Consider the following 21,693-nt stretch of genomic DNA (forward strand, 5'->3'; position numbering starts at 1 on the left):
TTAAGCACTCATTAATGGCTATCGTTTATTATTTCATTTGAAACCTGTTTCAAATTGACAGACAGTGAATTATCACCAACCCTTCCATATCCTTTTAAGCGTTCAGGAGAAGAAAAAGAAAGTTCAAATACAATTTTCTCATTTTGATTCTCGCCAACTAACTGTAATGATTTCTCGGAGATTAATTGTCCTACCAAATCTAATACCGTACCATACTTTACATTTTGATATTCACCATTTATCACACCATTTGGTAAAACGCCAAAATCCACCTTTATAGGAAAACCTTTCATATCGCCCTCATAGCGATAAAAATATCCTTCTGATAATCCCACACTTCCACTTCTCCGCTTTATTGGGGGATTTTCTTCTTCATCAACAGTCCTTTTAGTACCACCCAAATCTACTAATTTATCACCGTCATATTTGAAGATATGGCTATCTTTCACAGCAATTCTTTTTCCGTCATTCATTCTTTTCATATATTCAATTCGGTGGGCATGTATTTCTCCATTGTCTATATTATCAACAAAGAACATGGTATATAATTTTGTTGCAACAGCAAGTTCGTAAGTTTTACCATTATTCAGAAAACAAAATATATAAGACTTATCTTCATTATCATTGTTGGATATTTCCTTTGCACTCGCAGTAACATACGCATTAACTATCGCATCATCTATACCGTCACCATCTAAATCTCCAATAAAGATATTATACCCTTCACTGCACGTTTCTAACGGAATAAATTCCCTATCATCTTTGTAGTGTTTCCAATGTTGCAGAAATACTTCTTTTATATCCGCTTCTGTCATTTTTTTTATTGTTTCTGTACGCTTAAGGGGGATTTCCCGTTTAAATGTGTCACGCTGTTCGCTATTGGTCTGTTGTATGCTCGTGACGCTTTCTTTACTTTTATCTTGACGATTACCAATATTATATCCAACATACACAATAAATAGGATAGTAAGAACCGCAGCAACACCCCAATATACTCTTTTGCCATTTTTAAAAATTGAAACATTGGGTATTTGCTCGTATTTCTCTGTTTCATTCTTGGGTGAAGAATTTACCGTATGTGCATCCTCATTAGTCGGTGTGCCGCACATGGGACACGCCTCCGACATGGGAGACATTTGGCAACCACACTTTTTACATATAATATATTCCACTTCCTATTTAATTTTAATTGAGACCTTGTTAGTAATTAACAGAATGATACTTTGTGCTGTAAGAGACAACACTATAACCAATAGAAACCAATTATTTTCAAAAGTTTTTGAAGAGAACAACGATAATACAAACTCTATACCTCCCAACATGGAAAATAGTACATACAACGATATTTTAAAACCATCTTTTAGTATTATCACATTCAAACTAAATAATAACGCAGTAGTAGCGACTATAACCAAACTACTGACAAACAAGTTGAACACTTCATAAGATGAAAGTATCAAGCCAAACAGCAGATTGGCAACTAAAAGGATGATTCCTATTACTATTATAATCTGTTTCATAGCCGATAAAATTACATGGTTGGTAACTTGGGAGGTAATTCATTGAAGAAAGATGAAAATTCAGGAAGTTGGGAAATAAAGCCCCAATTAGCCATCCCCTTTTTCCAAATTAAAGTATTTCCCTGAATTGTCCCGTTCTCAATATTCACTTTAATGGTATTGAAATCAAAAGCCCCTTGTTGCTGCCCATTGACCGCAATATAATATTCTTGGACGGGTAATGGGGGAGGTACTGTTAATGACGGAGGATTAACATTCATTGTATTCATTGCCATGTTGCCGACTTGATTACCTATATTTAATCCCATCCCAATCCCAACACCTGAACTAACAAGCCCACCCCCTTCATTGGAAGCCGCATTCTCTAAAACATTGAAGCTACGCTCCATTTGATACACGTCTTTTCCCGTTATTTTCAAACGTGCTGCCAAATCTTTTGCTTCCTTCAAACGGATAAAGCTTGGGTCATTCTCCTGAACATTAATCCCTATTACATTGAAACTTTCAAGTTTAAGTCCATACTTCTCAAATTCAACGCCAATGCGTTGTTGGCAAAATTCAGAAATGTTGCTTATGTGTGAATTTATGTTAATTGCCGATATTCCATCTTGGGACAACTTATCTGAAACAATATTTGTCAGCTTAGACATTATAATTCCCCGAAAATAATTGGTAAGTTTTTCCACTGTGAACGAAGTCATATTGCTTACCAAACTCTCCAAGAATTGCCGTGGGCTGACAACTTTAAATCCATACTGCCCAAATGCCCTTATTGGCACGATAATCCCATATTTAGGGTCTTCAATTTGTATTGGGCTTGCTGTACCCCATTTGCAATCAAGAATGGCTATCTGATTGATAAACCAAACCTCCGCTTTGAAAGGTGTCTGTCCATTGAAGGGAAGATTTATCAGCTTACCCAATAACGGAATGTTCTCTGTTTTTAAAGTGTATGTACCACAAATAAACTCATCCAAAATCACACCGCCTTTCACAAAAAAGGCTGTTTGTGTTGGATATACAACTAATTGTGAACCCAATCGCAAATTTTCTGACGGAAACTTGTACACAAGCTCCTTGTCATTCACTTCACATTTGATTACATCTATAAGATTCATATTTTATATCTCCTTATTACTAATGCTTTCCAAATACAACCTGCGGGAACGGCTAACAAACAGAGTATAAGAGCCAAAACAAATTTATTTGAGAAAAATCCAAATGAACTAATAAAAAAAATAGCACCCAAAAGGCACAAAACCGACCAAAAAACAGACCAACCATTAAATATTTTAGGAGAACCTTTTTCTACAATCCTATCACCATCCATTTTTATTGTAAAGAAGTGGTTTACACCTATATCTTCCATCCCATAATAGAGGTCAAATTTACCTGTACCTTTAGATTCTATTCTATCATATCGGCAAGGTGCAATTTCTTCCCCTGTCAATTTAAACAACCCCCAATTCTCTCCATTACCCAACTTTATTCCTGCCTTTATCCAATTACTTTCCATAATAACTTTATCATAGACACATGGTAAGATTTCCGTTTTACTCTCTATGTTATATACTCCATTCTTCCCTTCTTTGCTGACAATTACATTAGGGAGAAAATCAGAAACAAACGAATATATACGTGGTAATACTTCTTGGTAGGTATTCATATCATACAATCCTGATACAAACGACTCTCCATCCATCTTGGTAAAAGTTATATACCGTTCTCCGTTTCCACATGTACGGATAAAAAAATGAATACAAGGATAAATTTCACGCCCACTTACATCAAATACTCCATATTTACCGTCTTTAGCAACTTCTATATACTTGTCATATTGTAGAGTTTTATCTTTACAAAACAGTGGTATAATTCCTCGTTCATCGTAAATACATGGGAGTATTTCTACTCCATTGGAGTTTATAATCCCCCATTTTCCCTTCAATTTCACCTTAATTAACCCCTTGGGATTGTATACCGCACGCCCAATCTCTTCATATCCTATATCCCTTATATCATCAAATTGGAAATCAATAAGAAATTTGCAATCATCATTCAGTAAAGCCCATTTTCCTTTTCTACAAATGGCAAATAGTCCTTCTATTCTAATTGTACTAACAATATTGTCGTATTCCAACCCAACTCGTAAATCACCATTCCTATCAATAAGCCCAAATCTTTGTCCTATTGAAACAATAGCAAGTTTTCCATGATACTCACCAACAGTCTGATACTTGGATATTTTTTCTGCATATTGTTCGCCTGAAATAGTTTTCTTTTCCGTTTTCGGGAAGCCTTTTTCAAGCATTGGAGTAGATAACTGTATAACTGAACCACAATATTCACATATAGAGCCAACGCTCCCCAATCCACCACAAAAGGGGCAAGCAATTTTTTCTTGTGCCATAATATTCGCAAGAATCTGTTTCCTGTAGGCTCAAAAGGAAGGATTATAAAAAAGAAGTGTGAGCCTGAATAGACTTATCCCCAACCTTTGATTGGCTCTCGACTGCCGTGTAACAAATTGAGTAATAAGAAAAACAGCTCACACCTTTGGCTGTATATGTTGTTTGAAAACATATATAACAAACCAAAGGAAGAACGTTCTTTATTATTCCATGTTACACAAAGATGAGGTGTCGAGATTCATCAAAGTGGAATAAAGCTAAAACGCTTCCTATAAATTATATGTCTGTCATTGCGATGCAATGACAATGCAAATATATTAATAAAAAGCGAACTTAGCAACGTTCTGTGAGCTGTTTATAAGGCAAATATATATTAAAAGGTCAAGCAATCATAGGTTTGGAGCAATTCTTCTGTACGTAAACCTAAATATCTTTTGGTAATGGCTACGGAACTGTGATTAAATAACTCCATCAACTTTATTAAGGCAAGTTCCGCACTCTCGCCATTCATGTTATAAACTTGTCGTCCAAAAGTCTTACGCAAACTGTGACAACTGAAATTTTTGATTGACAAGCCGTATTTTGTTTTTACCTCTTTCAAAATCACATTGATACGCTGTACTGTGAATACAGTCCCCTTCTGACTGACAAGTATAGGAGCATCTACGCCAATGGGGTGAATTTGTTCGTAACAGTCCGAAATATGCCTTTTCAATTGTGGGTTAATCCGTATGGTTCTACTTTTTCCCGTTTTCTTCTCAATAATGCAAAATTCATCCACATACAAAATTTGCTTCCAACGCAAAGCCAATATATCAGAGACCCTCAACCCCCAAAAACAACCAATCGAAACGAACAAAGACATTTGAAATTTGCCATCCCGATATAGGGTGCGGATTAAATTCATTGCTTCTTTCCATTCTAAATAATCACTTGTTGTTTGACTGTATTTTAAGCTCATAAATGTTCAATTTTGTTGGTTATCAAATAAAAGTGAACATCATATCAATACCTCAAAATAACAAAATTATTTAAGTTATTGGTATTCAATACAATATTCACTTTGTGCATTAGTGAATATTAAAATACCGCTATTAAGTTCTCCCAACGGAACGAACGCCAACCACATTTTTCCAAATCAAAGTATGCAGTAGTAGCATAACTTTCACGACTTTCACCCCAACCGCAAACTTTATCTTTCACAAAATCGGGATTAGTTGTACCAAATGCAATACGAACTTCACCATTACTTTTTAAGTAGGCGAATTTTACGATTTTGCCACTTTTCAACTTGTTTTTCAGTTGTTCAATCAAAATTGCCTTTGAAATCCCATCTATTTCACGTGCATTTGTGCGCACTGTAACAACTCTCGCTCTTGTCGCTGTAATACCGTTTAAAATTATTGCTTGCATATTTTTATTATTTATCGGTTAATATTCTACAATCAATCACCACAATAGAAACCATTGCCACGACCATAGCCCATAGCATAAGAAACTGCATCAGAAGACAAACCTTCAAACTCTTTTTTGTTAGGCTTCTCGTTTTTACGGGTGTTGTGCGCTGCCCAACTTGCGGCAATCATAGCATCAAGTCTTGCTGCTTTTTCTTCGCGAACTTTGACCGCATCCCGTTCCCAACTCCAAGCAGCTTTCAAACACTCCGACCAAGAACGTCCCCTGCGTTGGAAATCGTTTTTATAAATTCTGTGTGCATCCTTCATCACTTGTCTTTTATCGTATCGGTTCATATTATTGTAGTGTTATTGATTTCTTATTGTATTGCAAATGTAGTGCTTTTAATATACATACACAAATAAAATCGTATATTTTTAGAGCTACATTAAATTATTTTATGTATATCCATCAATATACATATTAATAATAAACGTATATTTGTATTTATAATATAAATGAATACTTATGGCACTACGAATTAAAGAGATTATCAAAGAAAAAGGTATGACCGTTCAAACATTAGCGGATAAAATGGGGATTAATCGTGTTGGATTAAGCAACCATATTAATGGCAATCCATCTGTTGCAGTATTGGAAAAGATTGCTGCTGCATTGGAAGTACCGATACAAGAATTATTTGAACAAGAAAAGAATGAAAATATTAATGGATATATTGAGATTGGGAGTGAAATTTTTAAAGTCACTTCCTTTCAGGACATGGAAAATCTGCTTACTCGTTACAAACAGCCTGCAAAATGAAAAAAAAATCATATAGCCAACTGTTTCATGTCTATGTACAATGGTGCGAAATACGATTTATATAATTGATATTCAATGATATAATGCGTATAATTGATTTTGTATGCTTATTACCATACTTGCTTAAAAGGTGAATAAAAATGCAATAAATAACACGAAAATATGGGAAAGTTACCAATGAAGCAACTTATATATACTTTCAAGGATATAAGCATTGATGCAATAATTGAGAAACATATAGAGTTGTTGAAAAACCAAAATCAACCTCAACGAACTATTACTAACTTCAATGAGGTCACTTGTGACAGTAGTTTTATCGCCAAAATCGAAACTGTCGAGGGAGCAAACAAATCATTGCCAAGAAAGCAAATATTATATAAGAAATATGCGTTCCTTATTCATCGGTTTATTCAACGGTGTAAATCCAATAAAGAAGGAAACTTCACCCGCTTTAATTCCAAAATATTGCAAACTGTATTAGGACATGTTTATATTGACATGTTGAACACATTGGAGGTGTTGGGTATTATAAAAGTATCAAGTAGTTATATACCATCTATTCAGGCTCGTTTAATAGAACTTAATCCTAATTTACCCACTGTATCGGAAATGAAATATTCATCTTATATTGAAGAATATTCCGATAAGATGCAACAAGAATTGAAAAAATATGAGCAGATACAAATTCAGGAGATAAAATCTGAAATGGGGAATAGCTTATATGATAATTTTACAAAATCGTTGAGAATGCTCAAATTAGCACATAGAGAAGAAGCAGAAGGTTATAGGAATAGGCATCATTTTATAACTCCCAAATCAAAAGAATATTTTACTTATATTCTAAATGAATATAACAAAGGAAACTTTAATATATTATCTGTTGATAGCAATTTACGCATATATTCCATTTTAACACAATCACCAAGAATCTTTAAGAATTTTCTTAATATAAAATATTCCATAGATATACATAATAGTCATCCTTTATTATTTAATAAACTAATAATTGAAAGATATAATATTAATGATAATATCTTACATATATTATATAATAATCTTTCTAATATAGATAATTCTTACTATTCTGTTAGTAAACAACTCTGTAAATTATTGGTAAACAACGGAATACCAAAAGAAGAAATTGCAAATATCCCTAATGATATTTGGGAGTACATTTATAATACTTCAAAGGGGATATTTTGGGATGATTTTACGAGATTGGACGAGTTTAAACGATTATTACGTTCTGACATTAAAGCAACGCTATTCCGTGAAGTCTTTTATTCCAAGACACTGACAACAAAAGGAAAAGACTTTGCCAAGTCATTTAAAAAGAAATATCCAAGTGTTTATAAATTGGTGAAGGAAAGTAAAAGAGAAGACCGTACTTTCTTGGCTAACCAAATGATGCGCATTGAAAGTAATATATTCAGGAGTATATTAACCAAACTGTACGCCAAACGATTTAAAGTGCTGACAATACATGATGCAATTGTAGTCTTAGATACAAAAGCTAACGACCAATGTACTCCCGAACTTATACGCTCGATTATCGAAAAAGAATACCTGCGGATTGGTTTGTTTCCCAATATATCAGTTGATTACTATTCAACGGAGCATGTAGCAAGAGAACTGCGACAAGAAGAACAAGATATGAAAGAAATAAATGAATTGATAGACAGCTTTAAAGCAATAGCCAAGAATGAGTCCCATTCAAGGTGTCAAACTTGCAGAGATATACTAAAAGAATTGGAAAATGGAACATCAGAAATTTATATAAACCATGCTACAAACGAATTTGTATGGCACAACATTTCCACTTGGTAGGCAAAGTCTTTACAAACTTATTTCCACTTTGAAAGAAAGTCATTTTTGCGGAGAAAATTTTACGGAAAAAGGAACTACCCGTTGGCAATTTAGCCCCCCCCTTCCTCCAAAGAGGGGTATTTAAGAGAGGGGTTACGTAGCCCCCTCTTTAGAAACCAAACATACTTATTCAAAGTATTGCTGTGCTATATCTGCCGTTTCTTTTTTGTCAATACAAATGTATTTAAAAAAGTTTTCTTCTGTTTTATGTCCTGTGAATGTCATTACCAATTTTGCATTTTTACATTTCAGGTACAAGTTAGTTGCGAATGAACGCCTTGCCGTATGGCTTGAAATCAGTTGATATTTCTTATATGATTTTTGTTTGGCAACTCCTCCTTTTCGCCTAATCAAATACACATCTGAATCAATATGGGCTATTTCTCCACACTTTTGTAATTGCTTATTCAAGTGAGATTTATAAACGGGACGTGGAAATTTCCCTGCATACTTTTTATAAATGGCTTTCACTTCTTTAGATAAAGGGATAATAACTCTCTCTTGCGTTTTACTCGTATTGATAATAACAGTATTTTCTTCAAAATTCCATTCAGAAGAACTTAAACGACCCCAATCACCCAAACGCAATCCCAACCTGCAAGCCACAATAAACAAGTCTCGTGTCTGCTCAATATTGGATTTTAAATCTATCTTATATTGTGTTTTTAGTTCATCGGTAAAATCAATACTATATATTAATTGCAATTCGTTATCATTTAGATATATATGCTCAACGTCATTACCTTTTGTTTTCCAACTCTTAAATGTGGTATCTGTTATTAATCCTTCTTGTAGAGCTTTATTAAGCCACACCTTCATTATACTATTCGTTGCGCATACTGTATTCATAGTATATTCTTTTACTGTTAGCAGGTAATGAGCTAAATTATCTTCAAAATATTTATTGAAGATTGAAAAACTATCTTGATACCCTCTATCTTTAATGAAATCACTAAATCGTGAAAGTACTATCTTATGATTGGTTATCGTACCTTTAGACGCAAATGTTCCCGTCCGTTTAATAATAACCTTATCCATATTACTGATATAATTTTGAAAATAAGTGATAGGAGTAACTTTGGCTTTAGCTTCAATTTCTTCCTCTTTCTTATTATAACTATTAATATAACCAAGTAAAACACGTTTCAGCAAAACGGTATCTATATCACTCGCTTTATACCATACCACAGAATTAATATGCTCTTCTGTCTTATCTTTGAGATAATCCAAAAATCTATTGACCTTATTCGCCTGTCTGTTTTCAGCCTGTTTAAATTGGCTGCTGTTTATCATTCTTTCCCTTTCATTATCCCATTGCTCTTTTTTAGACTTGTACCCCGTTGAGAATTTGAAGCGTTTTCCCAACACACTAAACATTATATAAATTATTTGTTCTCCATCCCCCGATTTAAGGTAAAAGTGAATTTTGTATTTTTTCTCCATGCTCCTTCTTTTTTAGATTGATACAAAGGAACACAAAAAACATCATATTTGCAATGTCGTAGGGTACACTTTTAGGGTACAAAATTGCATTTTAAGTTGAATAATGTAAGAAAAAGAAAATCAGCAAATTAAGCTAAAACAGGCTCAAAATGCTGATTTTAAATAGATTAATATAAAAATTTTATTGATGGTCAGATACTATCTATTATTCCCACTCTATCGTTGCAGGCGGTTTTGACGAAATATCATAGGTTACCCGGTTCACCCCTTTCACCTTATTAATAATATCATTGGAAACCTTGCCCAGAAATTCGTAAGGCAAATGTGCCCAGTCTGCCGTCATGGCATCCGTAGAAGTCACAGCGCGCAGCGCAATGGCACGTTCATACGTACGCTCATCTCCCATTACACCAACTGATTGCACAGGGAGCAGGATAACGCCCGCCTGCCAAACCTGATGATAAAGAGAAGTTTCGCTACCATCAGCTTCTTTCACTTTCCAGTCACGCAACCCCTGAATAAAGATATCATCCGCATTTTGCAGAATAGCTACTTTCTCCGGAGTAATATCCCCCAAAATGCGCACAGCCAGACCCGGTCCGGGGAAAGGATGACGGGTAATCAGATGTTCAGGCATACCCAATCCGCGACCTACACGGCGAACCTCATCTTTAAACAATAAGCGAAGCGGCTCACAAAGTTTCAGGTGCATCTTTTCAGGTAAACCACCTACATTATGATGACTCTTAATAACCGTACCGGTAATAGAAAGAGATTCGATACAATCAGGATAGATCGTACCCTGTGCCAGCCATTTCACGTCCTTAATCTTATGGGCCTCCTCATCAAATACTTCGATAAACCCCTTGCCTATAATCTTACGTTTTTCCTCAGGCTCCGTTACACCTGCCAGTTCTGCAAAGAATTTGGCACTGGCATCCACGCCGATAACATTCAGACCGAGACATTCATAATCGTGTAGTACATTCTTGAACTCATTCTTACGGAGCATACCGTGATCCACGAAGATACAAGTCAGGTTCTTGCCGATAGCACGATTCAACAATACAGCAGCTACGGAAGAATCCACACCACCGCTCAAACCAAGAACCACCTTATCGTCACCCAACTGTTCCTTCAATTCGGCAACCGTCGTTTCAATAAAGGAAGCAGCACTCCAGTCCTGTTTGCAACCGCAAACATCCACCACAAAATTCTTCAGCATCTGCGTGCCATCTTCGCTATGAAATACTTCCGGATGGAACTGTACCCCCCACACCTTTTCGTTCTCTATCTGATAAGCAGCAATCGCCACCTTATCCGTCGAAGCTATTTTTTTGAAATTGGAAGGGATAACCGTAATTGTGTCTCCGTGGCTCATCCACACCTGTGTATTTTCCTTCACGTCCTTGAACAACACATTGTCCTTGTCAAAAGAGCTCAAATGTGCACGTCCGTACTCACGACTTCCGGCAGGTTCCACCTTGCCGCCATTGGTATAAGCGATAAATTGCGCACCGTAACAGATACCCAGAATAGGATACTTTCCACGAATTTCACTCAAATCTGCCTTAAACGCATTTTCATCGTATACAGAGAAAGGGCTTCCCGAAAGGATAACCCCCTTTACACTTTCATCCCCCTTCGGGAACTTATTGTAAGGTAAAATTTCGCAATATGTATTCAATTCACGGACACGACGGGCTATAAGCTGTGTAGTCTGTGAACCAAAATCAAGAATGACAATCTTTTCTTGCATATAATCTGTATGGATTTAGTTTAAAATGAGCTGCAAAAGTATGAAAAACTGAGAGAATAATAGGAATTATAGAGCGGAAAATCTATATTTGCAAATAAATAAATCATTTAATGCACAGGAAAACATGAAAAAAATCAGCTTTTTACTACTATTGCTTTTATGTAATATTGTATGCCTGCAGGCGCAGGAAAACAGAATTGTTGAATTAGAAAAATCACTCGAAATCATACGTACTGATCTGCAGCAAAAGAAACTGCTGTTCAATTGGACACTTATGGAAAAATATCTGGATGCTTGCGAAGCATCCAACAAATTAATAAACATTAGAAATGAACCGAAGCTGACTTATATCATTTTCGAATTAAAGCCTCAAGAATTATCTGCTTCCAAAGAAACCTACGAGACAGCCAAAGACGAACTGAAAAAGATATTGAATACCTATCCCGAGTATGCACAATTAGACTCTGCCTACCGGAATACCGCTAAAGAGGAAATTCGTAAAGAAATCAATGTAGCCATGAATAATTTTTATCGTCATTTATCCGACGAGAATAAAGACTACCGCCCCATGCGCAATAAAGAGCAGAAGGCACTCAGAAACTACTATATAGCCGCAGCACGCTATATGTTGGAAGAAAGCAAGAAGAAACAGGAAGTGGCACCAAATGGCATTATAAATTATAAAGAGCGAGAAGAGATTCTCAACTCCAATGCCAGCCTCAATCAATTATCCGTAGAAATCAGACTACTGGAAAATTTACAGAAAGAAGCACTCCAGGAATATCAAAAATTAAAATATCATATAACTCCATCCAAGTAAGGTAAAACCCATTCAAAGTGAAACAAAGCCATGCTAATTATCAGCAACTTACAAGAAGTTAAGAGTTTATCAGCAAGGAGTTAAGAGTTTGTCGACAAACTCTTAACTCCTTGTCGACAGGGTATTAAAAGCCTTTAATAATTGTTCTTTATCCGACCTCGCCGTACCCTCCCCGCATCAAGTCCGTACCTGCTCCGTATCTATACACTTGGACTTGGTACGGAGTTGGTATGGACCAGACACGGAGTTGGTATGTGGCAGACTATTCTTTCTATTTTTTTTCTTTCAAGATATCCCTGATTTCCGTCAGCAAGACCTCTTCTTTGTTGGGTGCAGGAGGAGCAGGAGGTGTTGCAGGTGCTTCTTCTTCTTTCTTAGCCGTCAGCTTGGTCAGCAACTTGATGAACAGGAAAATAGAAAAAGCAATAATAAGAAAGTCAAACGTCACTTGCAGGAAATTCCCATAATTCAAGGTTACGGCAGCAATCTCTTTACCGTCCACAACTTCGGCAGGTTTCATCACCCACTTCAAGTCCGTAAAGTTCACACCTCCCACCAATAAACCAAGAGGCGGCATGATAATATCTGCCACCACAGAAGATACAATTTTACCAAACGCGCCACCGATGATTACACCGACAGCCATGTCTACCACATTGCCTTTCATGGCAAATGATTTAAAATCTTGTAAAAATGAACTTTTTCCCATCACTTCCATTATTTAATTATAAAATTAAGTGCGAATATAAAAACATTTTCTTACTTTTGCACCGCATTTCAGAAATAAATGCGCAAGAGAAGAGAGATATTTGAACAAATATTATAAAACCCTTAAAAGTTTAAACAAAATGATTAAAGTAGGTATTAATGGATTCGGACGTATCGGACGTTTCGTATTCCGCGCTGCAATGAAAAGAAACGATATCCAAATCGTTGGTATTAACGACCTTTGTCCGGTTGACTACTTGGCTTACATGCTGAAGTATGACACTATGCACGGTCAGTTCGACGGAACAATCGAAGCAGATATTGAAAACAGCAAGCTGATTGTTAACGGCCAAGCTATCCGCATCACTGCAGAAAGAAACCCGGCTGACTTGAAATGGGATGCTGTAGGTGCAGAATACGTAGTTGAATCTACAGGTTTGTTCCTGAGCAAAGACAAAGCTCAAGCTCATATCGAAGCTGGTGCAAAATATGTAGTAATGTCTGCTCCTTCTAAAGATGACACCCCGATGTTCGTTTGCGGTGTAAACGAAAAAACATACGTGAAAGGTACTCAATTCGTATCTAACGCTTCTTGTACTACTAACTGTTTGGCTCCTATCGCTAAAGTATTGAACGACAAGTTCGGTATCTTGGATGGTTTGATGACTACAGTTCACTCTACAACTGCTACTCAGAAGACAGTTGACGGTCCTTCTATGAAAGACTGGAGAGGTGGTCGTGCTGCTTCTGGCAACATCATCCCATCTTCTACTGGTGCTGCTAAGGCTGTAGGTAAAGTAATCCCTGCTTTGAACGGCAAATTGACTGGTATGTCTATGCGTGTTCCGACTTTGGACGTATCTGTAGTTGACTTGACAGTTAACTTGGCAAAACCGGCTACTTACGCTGAAATCTGTGCTGCTATGAAAGAAGCTTCAGAAGGCGAATTGAAGGGTATCCTGGGTTACACTGAAGATGCAGTAGTTTCTTCTGACTTCTTGGGTGACGCTCGTACTTCTATCTTCGATGCAAAAGCTGGTATCGCTTTGACTGATACTTTCGTAAAAGTTGTATCTTGGTATGACAACGAAATCGGTTACTCTAACAAGGTTCTTGACCTGATCGCTCACATGGCTTCAGTTAACAACTAATAAGCAGAGTACAAAATAATATTTAAAACAGGCAATCTCGACGAGGTTGCCTGTTTTTTGTTAAAATACAACGGGTTATTCATTAAATCAGCTATTTTTTTTGCACTTTTGCAGTTAGATTATTTTTACCGAACCTAAGTAAGTATGATAAAATTAAAACTAACGCTAACATTACTCTGCTTTATGAATATAATACAGGCTCAAAACCCTTTTTTTGAAAAGTATTCTACGCCTCACGGTACCATCCCGTTTGAAAAGATAAAGACCGAACATTATGAACCCGCCATTCGTGAAGGTATCAACCGTCACAATGCGGAGATTGATGCTATCACCAATAATCCGGAAGAGGCTACATTTGCCAACACGGTCGCTGCTTACGAGAAGTCCGGCGAACTGTTGAACCAGGTCAGCACTGTATTCGGCAATCTGCTGAGTGCGGAAACCAACGACGACATGCAGGAACTGGCAAAAACCATCATGCCGTTGCTGAGCGAACATGGCAATAACATCACTCTGAATGAGAAGTTATTTGCACGCATTAAAGCAGTATATGACCAGAAAGACCAGGCTAATCTTACTCCCGAGCAAAACAAGCTGCTGGAGAAAGTATATAATAGCTTTGTTCGCAGTGGAGCCAACCTCGAAGGAGAAGCCAAAGAGCAATATCGTGCTCTGAGCAAAGAACTCAGCTTGCTGACCCTGCAATTCGGAGAAAACAATCTGAAAGAAACCAACGACTATAAACTGATACTGACAGACCCTGCACAACTTGCCGGCCTGCCGCAAAGCGCCATTGATGCAGCCGCAGAAACTGCCAAAGAAAAAGGCGTGGAAGGATGGGTGTTCACTTTGCAGGCCCCCAGTTATAGTCCGTTTATGACGTATGCCAGTAACCGCGATTTGCGCTGTAAGCTTTATATGGCATATAATACCAAATGTACCCATGACAATGAAACCAACAATCTGGAAATTGTAAAGAAGCTCGTTAATACCCGCCTGGCTATTGCGCAACTTTTGGGTTACAACAGTTTTGCCGAGTATAACCTGCAAGAGCGAATGGCAGAAAACAGCGGCAATGTATATAAGCTGCTGGATCAGCTACTGGAAGCCTACACTCCCACCGCCAAGCAAGAATATGCAGAAGTAGAGGCGCTGGCACGCCAACTGGAAGGCAATGATTTCACTGTGATGCCTTGGGACTGGTCTTATTATTCTCATAAACTGAAAGACCGGAAGTTCCAGATAGATGATGAAATGCTCCGCCCCTATTTTGAACTGAGCAAGGTAAAAGAAGGTGTATTCGGTCTGGCTACCCGCTTGTATGGTATTACTTTCAAGAAAAACAGCAATATCCCGGTATATCACAAGGATGTGGATGCATATGAGGTCTTTGACAAAGACGGTAAATTCCTGTCCGTACTCTATACAGACTTCCATCCCAGAGAGGGTAAACGCGCAGGTGCATGGATGACTTCTTATAAAGAACAATGGATTGACGAGACAACCGGTGAAAACAGTCGTCCGCACATATCTATCGTGATGAACTTCACTAAGCCGACCAAAGACAAACCCGCCTTACTGACATTTGGTGAACTGGAGACATTCCTGCATGAGTTCGGGCATAGCCTGCATGGCATGTTCGCGAATTCCACCTATGAAAACCTGAGCGGTACAAATGTATATTGGGACTTTGTGGAACTTCCCTCTCAATTCATGGAGAACTTCGCTATTGAAAAGGAGTTCCTCCACACATTTGCCAGACATTATCAGACCGGAGAACTCATACCGGACGAACTGGTACAGCGCATTGTAGATTCTTCTAATTTTGATGCCGCTTATGCCTGCCTGCGTCAAGTTAGCTTTGGATTACTGGATATGGCATGGTACACCCGTACCACCCCATTTGATGGTGACGTGAAGGCTTACGAAAAAGAAGCATGGAAGAAAGCACAGATTCTTCCTGTGATAGAAGATGCCTGTATGAGTACACAGTTCTCGCATATCTTTGCCGGAGGTTATTCTGCCGGATATTACAGCTATAAATGGGCGGAAGTTCTGGATGCAGATGCGTTCTCACTGTTTAAACAAAAAGGAATCTTCAATCCGGAAGTAGCCGCTTCCTTCCGGGAAAACATTCTTTCCAAAGGAGGAACAGAACACCCGATGACACTATACAAACGCTTTCGCGGACAAGAACCAACTATTGATGCATTATTAATCAGAAATGGAATAAAGAAATGAAAAAGATGAAGACCTATATACAGCTGCTGTTAGTAGCTCTCTTCGTACCCGTATTGAGCGCTTGTGATCAGGAAGACGATGTTATTGACATCTTCACCGGAAAAACCTGGTACATGACTTACATTGCAGTGGAAGGACAAAACAAAATGTACGACTTCTGGCAAGGAGACCAAGATGCAAGAGAAAAGAGTTTTAAGACAATTGCAGGAGATAATTACACTTTAGTGTTTGAAGGTGCTAATGTAAATGATGTAGCAATCGGGACTTTTAGCGGAAAAGCCACCAGTGCCTCTGTCAATGGTGACTGGAGTGCAAACGGGGATAATCGGGAATTAAAGATTACCATAAAAAATGGAGGAGGCACCGATGGAGATAAGTATTTAGGTAAAGCCTTTATGGACGGACTAAAGGGTGCATTCAAATATGGAGGAGACAATAAGAATCTATATATTTACTACAAAGAGGGGCAGACTGTAAAGTTCATCTCCTTCGCTCCACAACGTAACTCAGGTAATTAAGACTATGGAAGGTTCTGCTAAAGAAAAACAAGAAGCGCTGGACAAGCGTTATATACGTATGGCAAGTATCTGGGCGGAAAATTCATATTGTAAACGCCGCCAGGTAGGTGCACTCATCGTCAAAGATAAAATGATCATTTCTGACGGGTATAACGGAACGCCTGCCGGTTTTGAAAATGTATGTGAAGACGATAATAACGTTACCAAACCTTACGTGTTGCATGCCGAGGCGAATGCAATCACGAAGATAGCATGCTCTAACAATAGCAGTGACGGTGCCACTATGTATGTCACCGCTTCGCCATGCATTGAATGTTCAAAACTGATTATCCAGGCAGGTATCAAACGGGTGGTTTACTCCGAGAAATACCGTTTGGAAGACGGTATCGAACTTTTGAAGCGTGCAGGTATCGAGGTAGTATATGTAGCTACAAGTGACGAGCTACAGGCTACAAGTAAAGAATAAAGACCTTAAACAAACAATAAACTAAAATCTACGAACCACCAGCCACTACTCGTAGCTTGTAGTTCGTAGCTAACAACTAAAAGATATGAGTACAAAAAACTCTTCCCGCTTTACTCCGCTCGTCATTGCAATCAGCGTGGTAATGGGAATTCTGATCGGAACATTTTATGCCAGGCATTTCGCCGGAAATACGTTGGGCATTATTAATGGCTCGTCCAACAAGCTGAATGCTTTGTTGCGGGTTGTTGAAGACCAGTATGTAGACACCGTCAACATGACGGACCTTGTGGAAAAAGCAATGCCACAGATATTGGCTGAGTTAGACCCCCACTCTACTTACATTCCTGCCCAGAATCTGGAGGAAGTTAATTCAGAGTTGGAAGGCAGTTTCAGCGGTATCGGTATTCAATTCACCATTCAGGATGATACGATTCATGTGAACAGTGTCATTCAAGGCGGTCCGTCCGAGAAAGTAGGACTGATGGCAGGCGACCGCATTGTTATGGTAGACGACAGCTTGTTCGCCGGAATAAAACTGACCAATGAGAAAGCCATGCGCACTTTGAAAGGTCCGAAAGGAACCAAAGTGAAACTAAGCGTCAAACGTGCTACAGAAAAGAATTTGCTGGACTTCGTCATCACCCGCGGTGATATTCCACAGAATACAATTGATGCAGCTTATATGCTCAGCAATGATTATGGATATATTCAAATCAGTAAGTTCGGACGTACCACTCATGTAGAACTGCTGAATGCTATTGCTCAACTCAGTCATCAGAATTGCAAGGGAATTATTATTGACTTGCGCGACAACACCGGTGGTTATATGGAGGCTGCCGTGCGTATGGTAAATGAATTCCTGCCGGAAGGACAGCTCATTGTCTATGCCCAGGGACGCAAATACCCCCGTATGGAAGATTATGCCAACGGAACAGGCAGTTGCCAGAAAATGCCTTTGGTTGTGCTGACCAATGAAAGTTCGGCATCCGCCAGTGAGATCTTTGCAGGAGCAATTCAGGATAATGACCGTGGTACAATCGTAGGACGCCGCTCCTTCGGAAAAGGATTGGTACAACAACCGATTGACTTCAGCGATGGCTCTGCTATCCGCCTGACAATCGCCCGCTACTATACTCCATCCGGACGTTGCATACAACGTCCGTATAAGAACGGTAAGGACGCCAAGTACGAAATGGATTGGCTGACCCGCTACGAGCATGGTGAATTCTTCTCTAAGGATAGCATCAAGCTGGACGAGAATTTGCGCTACTCCACCCGTTTGGGACGTCCCGTTTACGGTGGTGGTGGTATTATGCCGGATGTATTCGTACCGCAGGATACCACAGGAACCTCTTCTTATCTGATTGAAGTGCTCAATAAAGGACTGACTTTACAGTTCAGTTTCCAGTATTCCGACCGCAACCGGGCTAAACTGAATGAGTTCGAAAATGAAGAAGACATGCTGAAATATCTTCGTCAGCAAGGCATCGTAGAACAGTTTATCCGTTTTGCAGACAGCAAGGGAGTGAAGAGACGCAATATCCTTATCCACAAGTCCTACAAGCTGATGGAAAGAAACCTTTATGGAAACATTATCTATAATATATTAGGCAGGGAGCCTTATATAAGGTATATCAACCAGGGCGATCCTACCGTACAAAAGGCATTGGAAATTCTGGAGAACGGCGAAGCATTTCCCAAGGCTCCGGAAGATGTTGTGAAAGAAGAAACGAAAGATGAAGGAAAGAAAAAAAGAACTGCGGAAGCGTATGGCATTGTTAAAGACCCGGCACGGGCTTACCACTACGCATCAATCCCAGTCTGCTGAAATACTTGCCGCCCTGGAAGCCCACCCGGCTTTCAGGGCGGCACATATCGTCCTGCTCTATTATTCACTGAAGGACGAAGTCGATACGCATGAATTTGTCCGGAAGTGGAGTCGTGAAAAGCGGATATTACTTCCGGTTGTCGTAGGTGACGATCTGGAATTGCGTGTCTATACCGGTCCCGAAGACCTGGCAACAGGAAGTTACGGTATTGAAGAACCTACCGGAGAACTCTTCACCGACTATGCAGCTATCGATTTTGTTGCCGTTCCCGGCGTAGCTTTCGATAATGCAGGTAACCGTCTGGGCAGAGGCAAAGGTTATTATGACCGACTGCTCCCCCGCCTCACGGCTTTCAAAGCCGGCATCTGTTTTCCTTTTCAATTAGTGGAAGAAGTGCCTGCGGAGCCATTCGACATCCGCATGGATACGATTATAACAATTCAATGAAAACAAATTATCACACTCATACTACCCGTTGCATGCACGCTACGGGTAGCGACGAAGACTACGTGCTCAGCGCCATCAAAGGCGGCTACCAGGAACTGGGATTTTCAGACCACACTCCGTGGAAGTATCATACCGATTATGTGGCTGACATGCGTATGCTCCCCGAAGAATTACCCGGATACGTAGAAAGCCTACGCTCGCTCCGCGAGAAATACCGGGATCAGATCAGTATCAAAATCGGATTGGAATGCGAGTATTTTCCCGCTTATATTCATTGGCTGAAAGAAAAAATCAAAGAGTATCAACTGGATTATATCCTATTCGGCAATCACCATTACCATACAGATGAGAAGTTCCCTTACTTCGGGCATCATACCGAGAACCTCGATATGCTGGAACTCTATGAAGAAAGCGCCATCGAGGGAATGGAGAGTGGTTTATTCTGCTGTCTGGCTCACCCGGATTTATTCATGCGCTCATATCCTCAGTTCGACCGTCATTGTAAGCTAATCAGCCGCCATATCTGCCGCACAGCCGCACGCCTCCATATTCCGCTGGAATATAATATCGGTTATGTAGCTTATAATGAGGCACACAATTTGCAGACTTATCCCTGCCCGGACTTCTGGCACATTGCCGCCAATGAAGGTTGTACTGCTATCATCGGGTTAGATGCGCATAACAATAAAGACTTGGAAACGCCTGTATATTACAATCGTGCCATAGAAGAATTGAAAGCATTGAAGATACAGAGAGTGGATAGTTTATCACTAATCACTAACCACTAATCACTATCTGAATATGATATTCGTGATTACCTGCGCACCTACGTGACGGTTCAGGTTACGTACCAGCAAGTCACGTCCCATCATCAGTTCCTGGCGCAGGGCGGCAGAGGTCAGATGGACATATAAAATCTGATTGCGGATATAGAGTTCGCGGGTATAAGAGGCAATAGTGGGGCCAAGGATTTCTGCCCATGAGTTAATGAGCCGCTGCTCATTGAGTGGCGACTCCAGACTCTCCTGCCGAAGGAAAGTACGTATCAGTTTACCTATTTGTTCGGCATCGTTACGCTTCATGCTTCATCCTCCTCCCGTTCTGTTATGACTCCTTGATCTACCTGGAACATTTTGTAATCGCTGCCTACCTTATGAAGAATGCGATCCAAATGCTCCCGGTTCGTATCTGTTATGAATATCTGCCCGAAGTTATCACCGGCTACCAACTTGATGATCTGCTCTACGCGGGAAGCATCCAGTTTATCGAAGATATCATCCAGCAGAAGCAAAGGTACTGTGGTGCCGGTCCTTTTCAGGAAATCAAACTGCGCCAATTTCAAGGCAACAAGATAGGTTTTGTTTTGCCCTTGCGAACCTTCCCGCTTAATAGGAAAATCACCCAGAAGCATATTCAGTTCATCTTTGTGAATTCCATGCAGAGAGTATCCCATAATCTGGTCACGCACACGACTTGCTTTTATTACATCTAACAGGGATGCATCACGGGCATGCGAATCATAAGTCAACCCGACCTGCTCCTTATCTTGTGAAATAAAAGAATAAAATGACTGGAAAATAGGAATGAATTCACTGATAAAAGCCTCCCGCTTGCGGAAAACAACCTCACCGGCCTGTGCCATCATCTCTTCCCAAATGAGAAACAACTCTTCTTCTACCGGCACTTCACTTTTCAGCAAAGTATTCCGTTGAGCCAACGCTTTATTATAGCGTATCAGAGCTTCCAGATACTCTTTATCATACTGCGAAATTACGACATCCATAAAGCGCCGACGCTCGTCACTGCCTCCGGCAATCAATTCCGAGTCGGCAGGAGAAACCATGACCAGAGGCAAGAATCCGATATGATCGGACAAGCGGGTATATTCCTTTTTATTCCGCTTGAATTGTTTCTTTTGCCTGCGCTTCATACCGCAATAAATCTCTTCCGGCGTACCGTCGGGAGCTTCATAGAAGCCTTGGATGACAAAGAATTCCTGATCATGGCGGATGTTTTGCGAGTCGATGGGATTGCCCGAACTCTTACAAAACGAAAGGAAATAAATGGCATCGAGCAAATTCGTTTTCCCCATGCCGTTCTGTCCGAAAAAACAGTTCAACTTGGGTGAGAACGAGAGCTCAACTTGTTCCAGATTCTTATAATTAAGTATGGATATACGTTTCAGTATCATATTACAGCAGTAAATTCAGTTACAAAGATAATGCAAAATCTCGATTTAGTGAGCGAAAAGAGAATTCATTCTTTTTTCCGAATGTGAGAGATTTATCTAAACCGAATGC

At 39.3% G+C, this 21,693-nt stretch carries 21 protein-coding genes; 10 read left to right on the forward strand and 11 right to left on the reverse strand.

Translation table 11 applies throughout. The features are described from left to right. Positions 1-11: 11 nt before the first annotated feature. The 6 genes from DW036_RS04720 to DW036_RS04750 form a co-directional block, all read right to left on the reverse strand. Positions 12-1,172 (reverse strand): hypothetical protein, encoded by a 1,161-nt coding sequence (locus DW036_RS04720; protein WP_233560301.1) that lies wholly within the window; start codon positions 1,170-1,172, stop codon positions 12-14. A gap of 359 nt (positions 1,173-1,531) precedes the next feature. Beyond that, positions 1,532-2,638 carry an SPFH domain-containing protein gene (locus tag DW036_RS04730; protein WP_118461713.1) on the reverse strand — a complete coding sequence of 369 codons (1,107 nt, stop codon included), beginning with the start codon at positions 2,636-2,638 and terminating at the stop codon, positions 1,532-1,534. After that, a complete protein-coding gene (locus tag DW036_RS04735; RefSeq protein WP_118461715.1) occupies positions 2,635-3,927 on the reverse strand; it encodes a WG repeat-containing protein in 1,293 nt (430 codons plus the stop codon). Before DW036_RS04735 ends, DW036_RS04730 begins: the two co-directional genes overlap by 4 nt. A 374-nt stretch (positions 3,928-4,301) precedes the next feature. Then, positions 4,302-4,889, reverse strand: a complete 588-nt coding sequence (locus tag DW036_RS04740; RefSeq protein ID WP_118461717.1) for a tyrosine-type recombinase/integrase — start codon at positions 4,887-4,889, stop codon at positions 4,302-4,304. Positions 4,890-5,008: 119 nt separating this feature from the next. Further along, complete coding sequence (locus DW036_RS04745; RefSeq protein WP_118461718.1) at positions 5,009-5,341, reverse strand: SH3 beta-barrel fold-containing protein; 333 nt, start codon at positions 5,339-5,341, stop codon at positions 5,009-5,011. A 32-nt stretch (positions 5,342-5,373) separates the two neighbouring features. Next, positions 5,374-5,679, reverse strand: coding sequence for a hypothetical protein (locus DW036_RS04750; RefSeq protein WP_118461720.1), 306 nt, complete (start codon positions 5,677-5,679; stop codon positions 5,374-5,376). 172 nt (positions 5,680-5,851) lie between these two features. Between DW036_RS04750 and DW036_RS04755 the strand changes: the two genes are divergently transcribed. Together DW036_RS04755 and DW036_RS04760 are read left to right on the forward strand one after the other, a co-directional pair. Continuing rightward, positions 5,852-6,145: a helix-turn-helix domain-containing protein gene (locus DW036_RS04755; protein WP_118461722.1), complete on the forward strand. Its 294-nt coding sequence runs from the start codon at positions 5,852-5,854 to the stop codon at positions 6,143-6,145. Between the two features lie 162 nt (positions 6,146-6,307). Further along, positions 6,308-7,972, forward strand: a complete 1,665-nt coding sequence (locus tag DW036_RS04760; protein ID WP_118461724.1) for a hypothetical protein — start codon at positions 6,308-6,310, stop codon at positions 7,970-7,972. Between the two features lie 165 nt (positions 7,973-8,137). On the opposite strand, the gene DW036_RS04765 is transcribed toward DW036_RS04760, so the two are convergent. Both DW036_RS04765 and guaA read right to left on the reverse strand, forming a co-directional pair. Next, a complete protein-coding gene (locus DW036_RS04765; RefSeq protein WP_118461726.1) occupies positions 8,138-9,454 on the reverse strand; it encodes a tyrosine-type recombinase/integrase in 1,317 nt (438 codons plus the stop codon). Between the two features lie 205 nt (positions 9,455-9,659). Beyond that, positions 9,660-11,213: a glutamine-hydrolyzing GMP synthase gene (guaA, locus tag DW036_RS04770; RefSeq protein ID WP_118461728.1), complete on the reverse strand. Its 1,554-nt coding sequence runs from the start codon at positions 11,211-11,213 to the stop codon at positions 9,660-9,662. 124 nt (positions 11,214-11,337) lie between these two features. On the opposite strand from guaA, the gene DW036_RS04775 reads away from it, so the two are divergent. Continuing rightward, positions 11,338-12,033, forward strand: a complete 696-nt coding sequence (locus DW036_RS04775; RefSeq protein WP_118461730.1) for a DUF5039 family protein — start codon at positions 11,338-11,340, stop codon at positions 12,031-12,033. A 271-nt stretch (positions 12,034-12,304) separates the two neighbouring features. Here the strand turns inward: DW036_RS04775 and mscL are convergent, their stop codons facing one another. Next, positions 12,305-12,742, reverse strand: coding sequence for a large-conductance mechanosensitive channel protein MscL (mscL, locus tag DW036_RS04780; RefSeq protein WP_118462045.1), 438 nt, complete (start codon positions 12,740-12,742; stop codon positions 12,305-12,307). 139 nt (positions 12,743-12,881) lie between these two features. Here mscL and gap point away from each other — a divergent pair, with 139 nt between their 5' ends. From gap to DW036_RS04815, 7 genes are all read left to right on the forward strand, one after another. Then, the gene (gap, locus tag DW036_RS04785; RefSeq protein ID WP_118461732.1) at positions 12,882-13,892 is read left to right on the forward strand and encodes a type I glyceraldehyde-3-phosphate dehydrogenase; all 1,011 of its coding nucleotides are present in this window, start codon (positions 12,882-12,884) and stop codon (positions 13,890-13,892) included. Positions 13,893-14,075: 183 nt separating this feature from the next. Further along, positions 14,076-16,133, forward strand: a complete 2,058-nt coding sequence (locus DW036_RS04790; RefSeq protein WP_118461734.1) for a M3 family metallopeptidase — start codon at positions 14,076-14,078, stop codon at positions 16,131-16,133. After that, on the forward strand, positions 16,130-16,651 hold the full coding sequence (locus tag DW036_RS04795; protein WP_118461736.1) for a DUF4847 family protein: 522 nt from the start codon (positions 16,130-16,132) through the stop codon (positions 16,649-16,651). The genes DW036_RS04790 and DW036_RS04795 overlap by 4 nt, the downstream gene beginning before the upstream one ends. A 4-nt stretch (positions 16,652-16,655) precedes the next feature. Further along, complete coding sequence (locus DW036_RS04800; RefSeq protein WP_044534672.1) at positions 16,656-17,117, forward strand: dCMP deaminase family protein; 462 nt, start codon at positions 16,656-16,658, stop codon at positions 17,115-17,117. Positions 17,118-17,202: 85 nt separating this feature from the next. Then, positions 17,203-18,945: a S41 family peptidase gene (locus tag DW036_RS04805; RefSeq protein ID WP_118222040.1), complete on the forward strand. Its 1,743-nt coding sequence runs from the start codon at positions 17,203-17,205 to the stop codon at positions 18,943-18,945. Then, positions 18,887-19,393 carry a 5-formyltetrahydrofolate cyclo-ligase gene (locus DW036_RS04810; protein WP_007215411.1) on the forward strand — a complete coding sequence of 169 codons (507 nt, stop codon included), beginning with the start codon at positions 18,887-18,889 and terminating at the stop codon, positions 19,391-19,393. The genes DW036_RS04805 and DW036_RS04810 overlap by 59 nt, the downstream gene beginning before the upstream one ends. Next, positions 19,390-20,181, forward strand: a complete 792-nt coding sequence (locus DW036_RS04815; RefSeq protein WP_026367824.1) for a histidinol-phosphatase — start codon at positions 19,390-19,392, stop codon at positions 20,179-20,181. Before DW036_RS04810 ends, DW036_RS04815 begins: the two co-directional genes overlap by 4 nt. Before the next feature lie 3 nt (positions 20,182-20,184). On the opposite strand, the gene DW036_RS04820 is transcribed toward DW036_RS04815, so the two are convergent. Both DW036_RS04820 and DW036_RS04825 read right to left on the reverse strand, forming a co-directional pair. Then, on the reverse strand, positions 20,185-20,475 hold the full coding sequence (locus tag DW036_RS04820) for a DciA family protein (RefSeq protein WP_007212658.1): 291 nt from the start codon (positions 20,473-20,475) through the stop codon (positions 20,185-20,187). After that, entirely contained in the window at positions 20,472-21,584 is a 1,113-nt protein-coding gene (locus tag DW036_RS04825) for a DNA replication/repair protein RecF (protein WP_118222038.1), read from the reverse strand. Before DW036_RS04825 ends, DW036_RS04820 begins: the two co-directional genes overlap by 4 nt. Positions 21,585-21,693 lie beyond the last annotated feature (109 nt).

Source organism: Bacteroides sp. AF39-11AC, from assembly GCF_003474285.1.
In the GTDB taxonomy this organism is placed as follows: Bacteria; Bacteroidota; Bacteroidia; order Bacteroidales; family Bacteroidaceae; genus Bacteroides.